General features: G+C 56.3%; 13 protein-coding genes, 1 tRNA gene and 1 pseudogene. All 15 read left to right on the top strand.

The window, feature by feature from the left end:
- Nucleotides 1-142 (top strand): elongation factor Tu (gene tuf / locus Q7U39_06575; GenBank protein ID MDO9117601.1); only part of this gene is annotated, 142 nt, incomplete at its 5' end.
- A gap of 80 nt (nucleotides 143-222) precedes the next feature.
- A complete protein-coding gene (rpmG, locus tag Q7U39_06570) occupies nucleotides 223-372 on the top strand; it encodes a 50S ribosomal protein L33 (GenBank protein MDO9117600.1) in 150 nt (49 codons plus the stop codon).
- Between the two features lie 37 nt (nucleotides 373-409).
- Nucleotides 410-484: transfer RNA gene (locus Q7U39_06565), tRNA-Trp, on the top strand.
- Nucleotides 485-514: 30 nt separating this feature from the next.
- Nucleotides 515-748 carry a preprotein translocase subunit SecE gene (secE, locus tag Q7U39_06560; protein ID MDO9117599.1) on the top strand — a complete coding sequence of 78 codons (234 nt, stop codon included), beginning with the start codon at nucleotides 515-517 and terminating at the stop codon, nucleotides 746-748.
- A 61-nt stretch (nucleotides 749-809) separates the two neighbouring features.
- Nucleotides 810-1,346, top strand: coding sequence for a transcription termination/antitermination protein NusG (nusG, locus tag Q7U39_06555; GenBank protein MDO9117598.1), 537 nt, complete (start codon nucleotides 810-812; stop codon nucleotides 1,344-1,346).
- A 55-nt stretch (nucleotides 1,347-1,401) separates the two neighbouring features.
- A complete protein-coding gene (gene rplK / locus Q7U39_06550; GenBank protein MDO9117597.1) occupies nucleotides 1,402-1,827 on the top strand; it encodes a 50S ribosomal protein L11 in 426 nt (141 codons plus the stop codon).
- Nucleotides 1,828-1,861: 34 nt separating this feature from the next.
- Nucleotides 1,862-2,554 (top strand): 50S ribosomal protein L1, encoded by a 693-nt coding sequence (gene rplA, locus Q7U39_06545; GenBank protein ID MDO9117596.1) that lies wholly within the window; start codon nucleotides 1,862-1,864, stop codon nucleotides 2,552-2,554.
- A 43-nt stretch (nucleotides 2,555-2,597) separates the two neighbouring features.
- Nucleotides 2,598-3,104: pseudogene (gene rplJ, locus Q7U39_06540) on the top strand (50S ribosomal protein L10).
- Between the two features lie 27 nt (nucleotides 3,105-3,131).
- Entirely contained in the window at nucleotides 3,132-3,527 is a 396-nt protein-coding gene (rplL, locus tag Q7U39_06535) for a 50S ribosomal protein L7/L12 (GenBank protein ID MDO9117595.1), read from the top strand.
- A gap of 79 nt (nucleotides 3,528-3,606) precedes the next feature.
- Nucleotides 3,607-7,563 (top strand): DNA-directed RNA polymerase subunit beta, encoded by a 3,957-nt coding sequence (rpoB, locus tag Q7U39_06530; GenBank protein ID MDO9117594.1) that lies wholly within the window; start codon nucleotides 3,607-3,609, stop codon nucleotides 7,561-7,563.
- A gap of 102 nt (nucleotides 7,564-7,665) precedes the next feature.
- The gene (rpoC, locus tag Q7U39_06525; GenBank protein MDO9117593.1) at nucleotides 7,666-11,793 is read left to right on the top strand and encodes a DNA-directed RNA polymerase subunit beta'; all 4,128 of its coding nucleotides are present in this window, start codon (nucleotides 7,666-7,668) and stop codon (nucleotides 11,791-11,793) included.
- A 121-nt stretch (nucleotides 11,794-11,914) separates the two neighbouring features.
- Nucleotides 11,915-12,286, top strand: a complete 372-nt coding sequence (gene rpsL / locus Q7U39_06520) for a 30S ribosomal protein S12 (protein ID MDO9117592.1) — start codon at nucleotides 11,915-11,917, stop codon at nucleotides 12,284-12,286.
- 30 nt (nucleotides 12,287-12,316) lie between these two features.
- Complete coding sequence (gene rpsG / locus Q7U39_06515; GenBank protein MDO9117591.1) at nucleotides 12,317-12,787, top strand: 30S ribosomal protein S7; 471 nt, start codon at nucleotides 12,317-12,319, stop codon at nucleotides 12,785-12,787.
- Between the two features lie 114 nt (nucleotides 12,788-12,901).
- The gene (gene fusA / locus Q7U39_06510) at nucleotides 12,902-14,983 is read left to right on the top strand and encodes an elongation factor G (protein ID MDO9117590.1); all 2,082 of its coding nucleotides are present in this window, start codon (nucleotides 12,902-12,904) and stop codon (nucleotides 14,981-14,983) included.
- Between the two features lie 38 nt (nucleotides 14,984-15,021).
- The coding region (locus Q7U39_06505) for a GTP-binding protein (GenBank protein ID MDO9117589.1) at nucleotides 15,022-15,160 on the top strand (139 nt) is incomplete at its 3' end.

The following is a 15,160-nucleotide window of genomic DNA, read 5'->3' as shown; positions in this document are numbered from 1 at the left end:
GGAAATGGTCATGCCGGGGGATAACGTGAGTGTGACGGGTGAATTGATCAGCCCGATCGCCATGGAGCAGGGGCTCCGCTTTGCGGTGCGCGAGGGCGGCAAGACGGTCGGCTCCGGCGTGGTCACCGAGATTCTGGCGTAACGGCGGTCTGAAGAGCGGGGCGATCGTTTCGATCCCTCTTTCTCGGTCCAATAACGTATTCGCCTAACGAGGAGAGTGAGATGCGTGAGGTTATCGATTTAGCGTGCACGGTATGCAAGCAGCGGAACTATTCGACCAACAAGAATAAGAAGAACGATCCGGATCGGTTGGAGCGCAATAAGTTCTGCAAGTTTTGTCGGAAGCATATTGCCCATAAAGAAGTGAAGTAGGCCGAGGCCGGTGTCGCGCCGGCGATGCGGGTCCTGTAGGGGCATGGTGTCAATGGCAGCACCTCGGTCTCCAAAACCGATGGTCTAGGTTCAAATCCTAGTGCCCCTGCCACACTGAGTGCGCTCGGGATCGGTGTGATAGATGTGGCGGGCTGTGCTGGATGATGAGGCGGAGGGGTCGATGTTTAAGCGGATGACCGAATCTATCAAGTTGTTCCTCGCGGAAGTTCGCGCGGAGTTGAAGAAAGTGTCGTTTCCGACCAGGGCTGAAACCATCGGTTCGACGACTGTGGTGATTGTGTTTTGTATCTTGATGTCGCTCTATTTGTCGGTGATCGACTCGTTCTTGGTGTGGCTGGTCAGTAAGATTATTTGATCGTTCGACGGATGTGCGTCTCGCGGAGGCGCGTCCTGATTTCTTGACCTGAGGGTGGGGCATGACAAAAAACTGGTACGTCATTCATACGTACGCGGGGTTTGAGGGACGCGTGAAGACCAGCCTCTTGGAGCGAGCCAATCAGATGGGGCTCGTTGAGAAGCTTGGTCAGGTCCTGGTTCCGACCGAGGATGTAATTGAAATCAAGGACGGGAAGCGGCGGACGTCTCGACGGAAGTTTTTCCCCGGCTATGTGCTGGTGGAGCTGGAAACGCCGTTGCAAGACGAGACGATGCAGATGATCAAGGAGACGCCGAAGGTCACCGGGTTTGTCGGGGGCGGGGCGCTCCCGCTTCCGCTGACGACCGAGGAAGTGGAGTCGCTGCTCAAGCAGGTGGATGCCGGGCAGTCCGGGCCGCGCGAGCAGGTCAAGTTCATCAAGGGCGACAATGTTCGCATCGTCGACGGTCCGTTCCTGGGCTTCAACGGATTGGTCGATGAGGTGGATCAGGATCACAGTCGGTTGAAGTTGATGGTCAGTATTTTCGGGCGCTCGACGCCGGTGGAACTGGGGTTCCTGCAGGTTGAGCGAATTTAAGGTGTGTCGTTGTTGCTGTTGAACGTGGCAGCGCTGACGTTCTGAGGAGATTCACATGGCAAAGGAAGTATCCGCTCTCATTAAGTTGCAGATTCCCGCTGGGAAGGCCAATCCGGCTCCTCCCGTCGGCCCGTCGCTCGGTCAGCACGGCGTCAACATCATGGAGTTCTGCAAGCAGTTCAACGCGAAGACCCAGAAGGAAGGCGATAGCATTATTCCGGTGGTCATCACCGTGTATAAGGATCGATCCTTCACCTTCATTATGAAGACGCCTCCGGCGTCGGATCTGTTGAAGAAAGCGGCGGGCATCATCAAGGGATCGGGCGTGCCGCAAAAAGATAAGGTCGGAAAGATTACTCAGGCTCAGCTGCGCGACATCGCCCAGAAGAAGCAGTCTGATTTGAATGCGGCGGACCTGGAAGGCGCGATCAAGATCATTGCCGGAACGGCCAGAAGCATGGGTGTCGTAGTACAGGGATAGCGCGGATAGCGTTCGGGAAGAAGGAGTACGAGGTATGGGAAAGAAGATGAAGGCCGCGTTAGAGAAAGTCGAACCGCGCATGTACGCCTTGCGTGAAGCTGTCGACGTCGTCAAGAAGTCGGCCTATGCGAAGTTCGATGAGTCGGTCGATATTGCCTTGCGTTTGGGTGTGGATCCGAAGCGATCCGACCAGATGGTCCGGGGCACCACGGCGCTCCCGCATGGGACGGGCAAGAAGGTTCGTGTCCTGGTATTCGCCAAGGGCGACAAGGAGCAAGAGGCCCGTCAGGCCGGCGCCGACTACGTGGGATCCGACGATCTCATGGAGAAGATCAAGGGTGGTTGGATGGATTTCGACTATGCCATCTCCACGCCGGATCTCATGGCGTCAGTGGGAAAGTTGGGAAAACAGCTCGGTCCGCGTGGGCTTATGCCGAATCCGAAGACCGGCACGGTCACGTTTGAGGTCGGGAAGGCCGTGGCGGAAATTCGCAAGGGCCGGGTCGAGTTCAAGGTCGAAAAGGCGGGTATCGTGCAGGTGGCGGTCGGCAAGGTGTCGTTTGACATCGACAAGCTGTACGACAACGCCTCGGCCATTCTTGAATCCGTCATCAAGGCGAAGCCGGCGTCCTGCAAGGGCCGCTATCTGAAGAGCGCCACGATTTCCAGCACTATGGGTCCTGGAGTGCAGTTAGATGCGATGGCGTTGACCAAGCAGTGGAGTTAAGCGAGCGCCGGCGTGGCCGGCGTCTGGAGAGAAAGGGTCAGGTATGAAGAAGGATCTTAAAGCACCAGCGGTTGCGGAACTTGCCGAGATATTCGGCCGCGCAAGAATCGCGATCTTGACCGAATCCGTCGGTCTTCCGGTGAATCAGGTCACCGAGCTGCGCAAGCAATTGCGCGGGGTGAAGGCTGAGTACCGGATCATGAAGAATACCCTCGCGATTCGGGCTTCTGAGGGGACAGGCTTGGCCGGTCTCAAGGCCCATCTGAAGGGCCCGACGGGGATGGTGATCGGCTATGACGATCCCGTCTTGCCTGCCAAGATCTTGCGCGATTGGATCGGGGCGGAGAAGCGCGACGAAAAGATCAAGGTCACAGTCGGAGTGTTGGAAGGGAAGATCGTGCAGGCGGCGGATCTCGCAGCCATTGCCAAGCTTCCCAAGAAGGAAGTGCTCATTGCTATGTTGTTATCGGCCATGCAAGGGCCGATACGCGGCGTGGTCTATACCTTGAGCGCAGTGTTGTCAAAATTTGTGCGAGTTGTTGCAGCCATTCAGGACAAAAAGAAAGGGGAGGGAGACATGTCAGCTACCACTACAAAATTTTCGCAGGAAGAATTGATCAAGGCCATTGAGGGCATGAGCGTGCTCGACTTGGCGGAGTTGGTGAAGGGTTTGGAGACCCGCTTTGGCGTGACCGCCGCGGCGCCTGTTGCCATGGCCGCAGCCCCGGCTGCCGGCGCGGCTGCTGCCGCCGAAGAGAAGACCGCTTTCGACGTGATTCTCGTGTCGGCTCCTGCCGACAAGAAGATCCAGGTCATCAAGGTGGTGCGTGAATTGACGAGCCTTGGGCTGAAGGAAGCGAAGGATCTCGTGGAAGGCGCACCGAAGCCCGTGAAGACCGGCGCGACCAAGGAAGAGTCCGACACGATGAAGAAGAAGCTCGAGGAGAGCGGCGCCAAGGTCGAGATTAAGTAAGCAGCATTGTCCGATCGTCTTCGGGTGCTGTCTCAACTGACGGCACCCGAAGCCAACCATAGTGTGTGGAGGAGTGCGCATGCCCGAAACGACTCTTCAGGAGTTCGTCGAACGGAAAGATTACTCACGCATCCGGGCCAGCATCGCTATCCCTGACCTGATTGAAATTCAAAAGCGCTCGTACGAAGAGTTCCTGCAAATGGAAGTCGAGCCCGAGCGCCGTAAGGATCAGGGCTTGCAGGCCGCGCTGGCCAGTGTCTTCCCGATTCCTGACTATAACAATACGGCCGTACTGGAATTCTCCAGCTATACCCTGGGGACGCCCAAGTACGACGAGCGAGAGTGCATTGAACAGGGCATGACCTTCGCGGTCCCGCTCAAGCTTCGCGTGCGCCTGGTCGTGTTCGACAAAGAAGACAAGGGCCCACGAAAGAAGGTGCTGGACGTCCGCGAGCAGGAAGTCTATGTCGGCGAGCTGCCGCTGATGACGGAGCGCGGCACGTTCATTATCAACGGGACCGAGCGGGTCGTCGTGAGTCAGTTGCACCGTTCACCTGGTGCATCGTTTACCCACGACAAGGGTCGTACGCATGCCAGCGGGAAGGTGTTGTACTCGGCGCGCATTATCCCCTATCGAGGATCCTGGCTCGATTTCGAGTTCGACGCGAAGGACATCCTATATGTGCGGATCGACCGCCGGCGAAAAATGCCGACGACGATTCTGCTGAAGGCCTTTAATTTTTCCAGCGACGACTTGCTCAAGATGTACTACCCCGTCGAAGAGATTCGACTGGTGAAGGGCAAGTTGTTCCGGAAACTGGATGCCGATATTCATCAGGGGCTTCGAGCTTCTGTCGAGGTCACGGAAAAGGGGAGTAAGGAACCGCTTGTGCGCGAGGGAGCCAAGCTGACCAAGGGCCTCATCGCCAAGTTGAAGGCCGCCGGCGTGAAAGAGATTCCGCTGACTCCAGAAGAGTTGGTCGGTCGTGCGATCTTGACGGAAATCGTGGATGCCAAGAAGAACAAGATTGCCGAGAAGAACCAGCGGCTGACGGCGGAGATCGTGGAGAAGATCCTCGAGAGCGACGTCGAAGAATTCAAGGTCATCTATTTCGATACCGCGACGGCGACGCCGGTCATTCTCGACACGCTCGAAATGGAAAAGATCGAGACCAAAGAAGAAGCGATGGTCGAAATCTATCGCCGCTTGCGTCCGGGTGAGACTCCTTCCGTGGAAACGGCCCGTGCGTTGTTCGACAACCTGTTCCTGAATTCCAAGCGGTATGACCTGTCTCCGGTGGGCCGACTTAAGCTGAACAGCAAGCTGACGCTGGATCTCCCGCTCGAGCAGCGGACCTTGACGGCGCAGGACATTGTCGAGGTCATCCGCTATCTCGTGAACCTGAAGATGGGTAAAGGCGACATCGACGATATCGACCACTTGGGTAATCGTCGTGTGCGTTCAGTCGGGGAACTATTGGAGAATCAATTCCGCCTCGGGCTTGTGCGGATGGAGCGGAGCATCAAGGAACGCATGAATCTCCTGGATATGGAGACGGTGCTTCCTCACGATCTCATCAATGCCAAGCCGGTCGTTGCGGCCGTGAAGGAATTCTTTAGCAGCAGTCAGTTGTCGCAGTTCATGGACCAGACAAATCCCTTGGCGGAAATCACCCACAAGCGCCGCTTGTCGGCGCTCGGTCCGGGCGGTTTGACTCGGGAACGCGCAGGTTTTGAAGTTCGCGACGTGCACCCGTCTCACTATAGCCGCATTTGTCCGATTGAGACGCCGGAAGGTCCGAACATCGGTCTGATTACGTCTCTGGCAACGTACGCCAGGATCAATCAGTTCGGGTTCATCGAGGCGCCCTATCGGAAGGTCGTGAAAGGGCGCGTCTCCGACGAGATCGAGTTCCTTTCGGCCATCGAAGGCGATAAATATCTCATCGCGCAGGCCAACTCGACCGTCGATAACGGCGGGCGTTTGACCTCAGAAATGATTACGGCGCGTCATGGCGGAGACTTTGTCACCGCGACGTCGGACAAGATCGACTACATGGACGTGTCGCCGAAGCAGGTCGTCAGTGTCGCGACGGCGTTGGTTCCGTTCTTGGAACATGACGACGCGAACCGTGCCTTGATGGGATCCAACATGCAACGTCAGGCGGTGCCGTTGGTCACGTCCGACTCACCGCTCGTCGGAACCGGCATGGAAGCCGTCGTGGCCAGAGATTCAGGCTACGTCGTGCAGGCACGCCGCCCAGGTGTCGTGGAGAGCGTGGATGCGACCCGTATCGTCGTGCGTGCTGAGGGGAAGGAAGGGCGCAAGGGGAAGGATTCAGGTCTGGACGTGTATGACCTGATCAAGTTCCAGCGCTCGAACCAGAACACCTGTATTACCCAGACGCCGGTAGTCCGCTTGGGACAGCCCGTGAAGGTTGGGCAGGTGCTGGCGGATGGTCCGGCCATCGATCATGGAGAATTGGCGTTGGGGAAGAACATCCTGGTGGCCTTCATGCCCTGGGGTGGATACAACTTCGAAGACGCGATCCTCTTGAGCGAGAAGCTGGTTCGTGAGGACGCGTTTACGTCTATTCACATTGAAGAGTTCGAGCTGGAAGCGCGGGACACGAAGCTGGGCAAGGAAGAGGTGACCCGCGATATTCCCAATATCGGAGAAGAAGCGCTCCGCAATCTCGACGAGAGCGGCATCATTCGCATCGGCGCCGAAGTGAAGCCGGGCGATATTCTGGTCGGCAAGGTCACGCCGAAGGGCGAGACGCAGTTGACGCCGGAAGAGAAGCTGCTCCGGGCGATCTTCGGAGAAAAGGCCGGCGATGTGAAAGACACCTCGTTGACCGTTCCTCCGGGTGTCGAAGGGATCGTGGTCGACGTTAAGATTTTCTCCCGCAAAGGGCTGGATAAAGACGAGCGCTCCAAGAGCATTGAGAGCGACGACCAGATGAAGTTGCAGCGCGATCATCATGAAGAGCTGCGCATCATCGATGAAGAGAAGACGAAGAAGATTCGCAAGCTCTTGCTTGGTAAAGTGGTCGGCCGCGACTTGATGGATCCGGATACCGGCGATGTCATTCTGAAGAAGAAGGGCAAGCTGACGGCCGAGATTCTCAAGCGGTTGCCCGATGACACCGTACGCCACATCATCCTGAGCGATCCGGATGAACAGAAGGAACTCGAGGATGTGGAGCGGCGGGCGAAGGAACAGATCGAGATTCTCCAGACGCTGTACGACGAAAAGGTCGGCCGTCTGAAGCGCGGCGACGAATTGCCTCCCGGCGTGATCAAGCTGGTGAAGGTGTATGTCGCGATGAAGCGCAAGATTCAGGTCGGCGACAAGATGGCGGGACGACATGGAAACAAGGGTGTCGTGTCGCGCGTGTTGCCGGAAGAGGATATGCCCTATTTGCCGGACGGCACACCAGTCGAAATCGTGCTGAATCCTCTCGGCGTGCCCTCACGTATGAACGTCGGGCAGATCTTGGAGACTCACCTCGGGTGGGCGGCCAAGGCGCTGGGGATCAAGGTGGCAAGCCCGGTATTCGACGGGGCGTCTGAAAAAGAAATCAAGGATCTGCTCATCAAGGCAAAATTGCCGCCGAGCGGGCAAAGCACATTGGTGGACGGGCGAACCGGAGAGACTTTTGCCAGTCCGGTCACCGTGGGCTACATGTACGTACTGAAACTCCACCACTTGGTGGACGACAAGATTCACGCACGGTCTATCGGACCCTATTCTCTGGTCACGCAACAGCCCTTGGGCGGTAAAGCCCAGTTCGGCGGTCAGCGGCTTGGAGAAATGGAAGTCTGGGCCTTGCAGGCGTATGGCGCTGCGTCGACGCTGCAGGAGTTCCTGACGGTCAAGTCCGACGACGTCCCGGGCCGGTCGCGTATGTATGAAGCAATTGTGAAGGGTGAACCGTTCTTGGAACCAGGGTTGCCCGAATCGTTTAATGTCTTGGTCAAAGAGTTGCAGAGTTTGGGGCTCGACGTCGAGTTGCTGAAGTCGCAAGACTAACCACTTGTGTGCCGGTTGAAAGCCGGTATCAGAGGAGGTCCTACATTGGAAGGCGTATATACATTGTTTGAGAAGCCGCGTGATGCGGTGTCGTTTGATTCGATGCGGATTCGCATTGCGTCGCCCGAGAAGATCCGGTCCTGGTCTTACGGCGAAGTGAAGAAGCCGGAGACGATCAATTACCGGTCGTTTAAGCCGGAAAAGGACGGCCTCTTCTGCGCGAAGATTTTCGGTCCGATTAAGGACTGGGAGTGCAATTGCGGCAAGTATAAGCGCATGAAGCATCGCGGGATCGTCTGCGACAAGTGCGGCGTCGAGGTCATTCAGTCCAAAGTGCGCCGCGAGCGCATGGGACATATCGAGTTGGCCGCTCCGGTCGCGCATATCTGGTTCCTCAAAGGTGTGCCGAGCCGTATCGGGACGTTGCTCGATATGAGCTTGAAGCAACTTGAGAAGATCCTCTATTTCGAGAGCTATGTCTGCGTCGATCCGGGATCGACGGATCTCTCTGAAAAGGAATTGGTTCCGGAAGACAAGCTGCGCACGTTGCAGTCTGAGTTCGGATCCAGCGGATTTAAGGTCGGGATCGGCGCAGAAGCTATTCGCGATTTGCTGCGCAAGATCGACATCAATAGTTTGTGGGATGAGATTCAGATCAAGGCGAAGACGTCGGCGTCGGCCGCCTTGAAGAAGAAGTACGCGAAGCGGTTGAAAGTCCTCGAAGCATTCCGCAAGTCCGGCAACAAGCCGGAGTGGATGATCATGGACGTGATCCCGGTGTTGCCGCCGGAATTGCGCCCGCTGGTTCCGCTTGATGGCGGCCGGTTTGCGACGTCCGACTTGAACGACCTCTATCGCCGCGTCATCAACCGGAACAACCGGTTGAAGCGCTTGATGGAATTGAAAGCGCCTGGCGTCATCATCCGCAATGAAATGCGCATGCTGCAGGAAGCCGTCGACGCCTTGTTCGATAACGGCCGTCGAGGCCGTGCGATCCGCGGACCCAACAAGCGTCCGCTCAAGTCCTTGAGCGACATGCTCAAGGGTAAGCAGGGCCGCTTCCGCCAGAACTTGCTCGGAAAGCGGGTCGACTACTCCGGCCGTACGGTCATCGTGGTCGGGCCAGATCTCCGCCTGAACCAGTGCGGACTCCCGAAGAAGATGGCGCTGGAGTTGTTCAAGCCGTTCATCTTCCACAAGCTGGAAGAGCGCGGTGCCGCGACGACGATTAAGAGCGCCAAGCGCTTGGTCGAAAAAGAGCGCCCCGAAGTGTGGGATGTGCTCGACGAAGTGATTCGCGAGCATCCGGTGCTGTTGAATCGTGCGCCGACTCTTCACCGACTGGGTATTCAAGCCTTCGATCCGGTCTTGGTGGAAGGTAAAGCCATTAAGTTGCATCCGCTCGTCTGCGCAGCGTTCAACGCGGACTTCGACGGAGACCAGATGGCCGTTCACGTGCCGTTGTCCGTCGAAGCGCAGGTTGAAGCGCGCGTGCTGATGATGTCGATCAACAACATCTTGTCTCCGGCGAACGGAAAGCCGATTGCGGTGCCTTCACAGGACATGGTGTTGGGTGTCTACTGGCTCACCAAAGAACGCGTGGGCGTCAAGGGCGAGAACAAGATCTTCGGGTCCCCCGAGGAAGTGCGGATTGCCTACGATGCGCGCGAAGTCGAAGAGCATGCTCGTATCAAGGTGCGTCTCGGCGGCGTGTTGGTACAGAGCACGGTTGGGCGCGTGCTTCTGTCGGAAATTCTTCCTGCAAGCATGCCGTTCGCCAGCGCCAATAAGCTGATGACGAAGAAAGAAATGACCAAGCTGATCGACACGGTCTATCGGCAGACCGGTCATCGGGACACGGTTGTGTTCCTCGATAAGATCAAGGATCTCGGTTTCTTCTATGCGACGAGAGCCGGCGTGTCGATTTGCGTCGATAATATGCACATCCCGACGAAAAAGGGTGTGTTCATCGAAAAGGCGCAGCACGAAGTCGGCGAGATTGAGAAGCAGTACGCCGAAGGGTTAATCACCAACGGCGAACGTTACAATAAAGTCATCGACATCTGGGCGCACGTATCGGAGCAGGTCGCGAATGAAATGATGAAGGAGCTCGGTGCCGGCGGCGATCCCGCCAAGGCCGAATCCTTCAATCCTATTTTCATGATGGCCGATTCCGGCGCGCGAGGTAGTTCACAGCAAATTCGTCAGCTCGGCGGTATGCGCGGACTGATGGCTAAGCCGTCGGGTGAAATCATCGAAACGCCGATTACGGCGAATTTCCGCGAAGGGTTGACGGTGCTGCAGTATTTCATTTCGACGCACGGTGCCCGCAAAGGTCTCGCGGATACGGCATTGAAGACCGCGAACTCCGGGTATTTGACCCGTCGCTTGGTCGACATCGCCCAGGACGTGATCATTTATGAGATCGATTGCGGCACGCACGACGGCATTATGGTGAGCCCCCTCATTGAGGGTGGTGAAATCATTCAGCCGTTGGAAGAGCGTGTGCTGGGTCGCTTGGCTGCAGAAGATATCCGCGATCCCGTGACCGGTGAAATCATCGTGTCGCGCAATGAAGAGATCAACGAAGATCGTACGAAGGCGGTCGTTGAGGCCGGCGTTGAGCGCGTGAAGATCCGGTCTGTGCTGACGTGTCAGGCGCCGCGCGGCGTCTGTCAGGCCTGTTACGGCCGCGACCTTGCTCGTGGACGGCTCGTCGAGAAGGGTGAACCCGTCGGCGTCATTGCGGCGCAATCGATCGGTGAGCCTGGAACGCAGTTGACCATGCGTACGTTCCACATCGGAGGTACGGCGAGCAAAGTCGTCGAGCAGACAATTGTCGAATCGAAGCATGCCGGTCGCATTAAGTTCTTGAGTTTTGATGCGAAGAAGAATGCCGACATTCCGACCCCTGGAATCGCCGTCCGAAACAAAGAGGGCGAATGGGTGGTGATGAGTCGTAACGCGAAGATCGCGATCGTCGATGAGAGCGGCCGTGAACGGGAGAAGTATCCCGTGGTCTATGGCGCCAAGATCAAGATTGGCGACGGTGATAAAATCGCTCTTGGCCAAAAGCTGGTCGAATGGGATCCCTATTCACTGACGATCCTCACGGAAGTCGGTGGACGGATTGCCTACGGTGACATCATCGAAGGCGTAACCATGAAGGATGAGTTCGACGAGGTCACCGGTCTTTCGCGTAAGGTGATCATCGAGCATTCGGGTGCGACGCTTCGTCCCCGCATTTCGATTAAGGATGACGGAGGTAAGACGGCGAAGGTTGCGGCGGGAGCGAACGTGGCCCGCTATCTGCTGCCGGTCGGCGCCCATATTTTTGTCGAAAAAGGTGCGGCGGTGCATCCCGGAGACGTGCTGGCGAAGATCCCGCGCGAAACGACGAAGACCAAGGACATCACCGGAGGTCTTCCGCGTGTGGCCGAGCTGTTCGAGGCGCGCAAGCCGAAGGAACAGGCCGTCATCAGTGAAATCGACGGCGAAGTTTCCTACGGCGGGTTCGTGAAGGGGCAGCGGAAAGTGCTCGTCGACAATAAGATGGGCGACGTGAAGGAATATCTTATACCTAAGGGTAAGCACGTCAATGTGCACGAAGGAGACTGGGTGCGTGCCGGTGAGCCGTTGATGGACGGTTCGGCCAATCCGCACGATATTCTCGATGTGTTGGGGCCGAATGAGCTCCAGAAATATCTTGTTGATGAAGTGCAGGACGTCTATCGGTTGCAGGGTGTGACCATCAACGACAAGCATATCGAAATCATCGTGCGTCAGATGTTGCGCAAGGTGCGGATCGAAGATCCGGGTGATACTGAATTCTTGCCTGGCAGCCAGGTGAGCAAGGCCTTATTCGAGAAGGCGAACGACCGCGTCTTGGAGAAGGGCGGCACGCCGGCTCTTGGTAAACCGGTTCTCCTAGGTATTACTAAGGCAGCATTAACCACTGATAGCTTTATTTCTGCCGCATCGTTCCAGGAAACGACGCGTGTCTTGACGGAAGCGGCGATCAATGGACGCGAAGATAGTCTGCTCGGGTTGAAGGAGAACGTCATCGTCGGTCGCTTGATTCCGGCCGGAGCGGGATTTGAGGAGTATCGCGATACGTTCGTCATCAGCGAAAAAGCCGCTCCAGTTGCGGTAGCGGCTGCTTCCGGCGGCGCTGAAGTCGGACAAGAGCGGGCGGCAGCCACCGCCGGTGAAGGGGCTGCTCGTTCGTAATTGTTGCGGAATTCAGGTGGTTCTTGGGGCGACTTGACAGGCGGTAATTGCATCACTATAATCCGACGGCTTTGCGGAAGACGCCCGTGGGATTTTTGAAAGCGATAAGGGTTAGAACACGATGCCGACAATCAATCAGTTAGTGCGAAAAGGGCGAAACCTCGTCAAGGCGAAGACGAAGAGTCCGGCGCTCAAAGGCTGTCCTCAAAAACGGGGAGTTTGTCTCCGTGTGTATACGACGACTCCGAAGAAGCCGAACTCGGCGTTGCGTAAAGTGGCTCGCGTTCGATTGACGAACGGCATGGAAGTCACGACGTATATCCCTGGTGTCGGGCATAACCTGCAGGAGCACTCGATTGTGCTTGTGCGTGGCGGCCGCGTCAAGGACCTTCCCGGCGTTCGCTACCATTTGGTGCGCGGTGCTCTCGATGCCGTCGGTGTGGCTGATCGTAAGCAGAGCCGTTCGAAGTACGGCGCCAAGCGTCCGAAGTAAATTCTGGATTAACGAGAAAGAGTATCTGACATGCCAAGAAGTAAATTTCTGGATCAGCGCGAAGTCCTTCCTGATGTGCGATATCGCGATAAGCTTGTTGGGAAGTTTGTGAATACGCTGATGAGCGGCGGAAAGAAGAGCACGGCGGAGCGTATTTGCTACGGAGCCTTCGATGCGATTCAGGAGAAGACTGGGAATGATCCGTTGAAGGTCTTCAAGGCTGCCATTGATAATGTGAAGCCGATTGTTGAAGTGAAGTCGAGGCGTGTCGGTGGAGCCTCGTATCAGGTTCCTGTCGAGATCCGCCCGGCGAGGAGGGTGTCGTTGGCTCTTCGTTGGTTGGCTGAGTATTCGCGGACTCGCGGCGGGAAAAGCATGCGGGAACGCTTGGCTGCTGAATTGATGGATGCGTCGAATAATACCGGCGCCTCTGTGAAGAAACGGGAAGACGTGCATCGGATGGCGGAAGCGAATAAAGCCTTCGCCCATTATCGCTGGTAGCGTCGTACTGTGCTGCAGTTGAGCCGTGCTGCGAATCGCAGTTTCGGGTGTTGGCGGGTCGCAGCAGTGAAGTTCGGCTTGACTTGTGGCACATGTGTTTTTTAGGGGAATGAAGTGGCTCGTCAAACATCATTAGAACATACGCGAAACATCGGCATCATGGCTCACATCGATGCCGGGAAGACAACGACGACCGAGCGCATTCTGTTTTACACTGGAATGACGCATAAGATCGGCGAGGTCCATGAGGGCGCTGCTACCATGGACTGGATGGAGCAGGAGCGTGAACGTGGAATTACGATCACGGCTGCTGCGACAACCTGTTTTTGGCGTGAGCATCGGATCAATATTATCGATACGCCTGGCCACGTAGACTTTACGATTGAGGTGGAGCGGTCGTTGCGTGTGCTCGACGGAGCGGTAGCGGCATTCGATTCGGTTCAAGGTGTAGAACCTCAGTCTGAGACGGTGTGGCGGCAGGCCGATAAATATTCGGTGCCACGCATTGCGTTTATGAACAAGATGGATCGAATTGGCGCAGAATTCTTCGCCAGTGTTCAGTCGATCATTGATCGTCTTGGCGCCAATCCTGTTCCGATTCAGATTCCTATTGGGCGTGAGAGTGAGTTTCGAGGGACTGTCGACTTGGTCAAGATGAAAGGATTCTTTTACGACGACGAGACGTTGGGTGCGAAGTATGTCGTCGGGGATATTCCTGACAATCTGCTCGATCAGGCGAAGGAGTATCGCGAGAAAATGATCGATGCCGTCGCTGAGTTCGACGAGCAGGTCATGGAAAAGTATCTCAATGGGCACGCGCTGACTGAAGAAGAGATTAAGCGGGCGATTAGGGCGGCGACGATTGCCATGAAGGTTACGCCGGTGCTCTGTGGGTCGGCCTTTAAGAATAAGGGTGTGCAGCAACTGTTGGACGCTGTGGTCGATTATCTTCCATCGCCGATGGATATTCCACCGGTCAAGGGCATTGATCCGAATACAGGAAAAGAAGTTGAGCGGAAGCCGGATGATAGCGACCCTTTTTCTGCGCTCGCATTCAAGATGATGACCGACCCGTTTGCTGGTCAGCTAGTGTTCTTCCGTGTGTACTCCGGAACGTTGAAGACCGGATCGCCTGTGTTGAATGTGACTAAGGGCACGAAGGATCGTATCGGTCGATTGCTCAAGATGCACGCGAACAAGCGTGAGGAAATCGATGTCGCCTATGCAGGAGACATTGTTGCGGCTGTCGGTCTAAAGGGTGCCACCACGGGAGATACGCTGTCTGAGGAAAAGCAGCCGGTTCTCTTGGAAGTCATGAAGTTTCCCGAGCCGGTCATTGCGATGGCGATTGAGCCGAAGACAAAGGCCGATCAGGAGAAGATGGGCTTCGCTCTTCAGAAGCTGGCGCAGGAAGATCCCTCGTTCAGGGTGCGTACCGACGAAGAGACGGCGCAGACGATCATTGCCGGCATGGGTGAGTTGCACCTTGAAATTATCGTTGATCGTATGCTCCGTGAGTTCAAGGTTGAAGCCAATGTTGGTAAGCCTGAAGTGGCATTCCGTGAGACGATTCGTAGGGCTGCTGAGGCGGAATCGAAGTACGTTAAGCAAACCGGTGGTCGCGGACAGTATGGACATGTTGTCCTCACTGTTGAGCCGTCCGAGTCGGGCAAGGGCTTTGAGTTCGTCAATAAGATTGTCGGCGGTGTGATTCCGAGGGAGTTTATTCCGGCCGTCGAAAAAGGTGTTAAGGAGCGGCTGGATGCTGGTGTTATCGCTGGGTACCCTTTGCGTGACATTCGTGTGACGCTCACGTACGGCTCCTACCACGACGTTGACTCCAATGAAATGGCTTTTAAAATCGCTGGTTCCATGGCGTTTGCCGATGCGTGCAAGCGCGCTGATCCCGTGTTGCTTGAACCAATCATGAAGGTCGAAGTGCTTGTGCCTCAGGATTTTATGGGCGATGTAATCGGCAACCTGAACGGCCGGCGTGGCAAGGTTCAAGGCATGAAGGTTCGTGCCGGCGCTCAGGCGATTGAGGCGACGGTGCCGCTCAGTGAAATGTTCGGATATGCCACGGATCTTCGGTCGCGCACGCAGGGCCGTGCGACGTACAGTATGGAGTTTGATCGCTATGATCAGGTCCCTCGGCAAATTGCGGATGGGATCATCGCGAAATATCGGGGTGAATAATCATAGAGTCCAGTTGGTGTAGAGGGAGGGAGTAGGTTATGGCGAAGGCGAAATTTGAGCGGAAGAAGCCGCATGTGAACATTGGGACGATCGGGCACGTGGACCACGGGAAGACCACGTTGACCGCCGCCTTGACCAAGGTGTGCGCCGATCGCGGGATGGCGAAGTACATTCCGT

The sequence above is a fragment of the Nitrospira sp. genome (assembly GCA_030653545.1).
Taxonomy (GTDB): Bacteria; Nitrospirota; Nitrospiria; order Nitrospirales; family Nitrospiraceae; genus Nitrospira_D.
The sequence above is the reverse complement of the archived record's forward strand: the minus strand, read 5'-3'. Positions and strand labels throughout refer to the sequence as shown.

Coding starts and splice junctions, on each gene's coding strand:
- rpmG (MDO9117600.1), top strand. CDS start 223: ATGCGTGAGGTTATCGATTTAGCGTGCACGGTATGCAAGCAGCGGAAC.
- secE (MDO9117599.1), top strand. CDS start 515: ATGTGGCGGGCTGTGCTGGATGATGAGGCGGAGGGGTCGATGTTTAAG.
- nusG (MDO9117598.1), top strand. CDS start 810: ATGACAAAAAACTGGTACGTCATTCATACGTACGCGGGGTTTGAGGGA.
- rplK (MDO9117597.1), top strand. CDS start 1,402: ATGGCAAAGGAAGTATCCGCTCTCATTAAGTTGCAGATTCCCGCTGGG.
- rplA (MDO9117596.1), top strand. CDS start 1,862: ATGGGAAAGAAGATGAAGGCCGCGTTAGAGAAAGTCGAACCGCGCATG.
- rplL (MDO9117595.1), top strand. CDS start 3,132: ATGTCAGCTACCACTACAAAATTTTCGCAGGAAGAATTGATCAAGGCC.
- rpoB (MDO9117594.1), top strand. CDS start 3,607: ATGCCCGAAACGACTCTTCAGGAGTTCGTCGAACGGAAAGATTACTCA.
- rpoC (MDO9117593.1), top strand. CDS start 7,666: ATGCGGATTCGCATTGCGTCGCCCGAGAAGATCCGGTCCTGGTCTTAC.
- rpsL (MDO9117592.1), top strand. CDS start 11,915: ATGCCGACAATCAATCAGTTAGTGCGAAAAGGGCGAAACCTCGTCAAG.
- rpsG (MDO9117591.1), top strand. CDS start 12,317: ATGCCAAGAAGTAAATTTCTGGATCAGCGCGAAGTCCTTCCTGATGTG.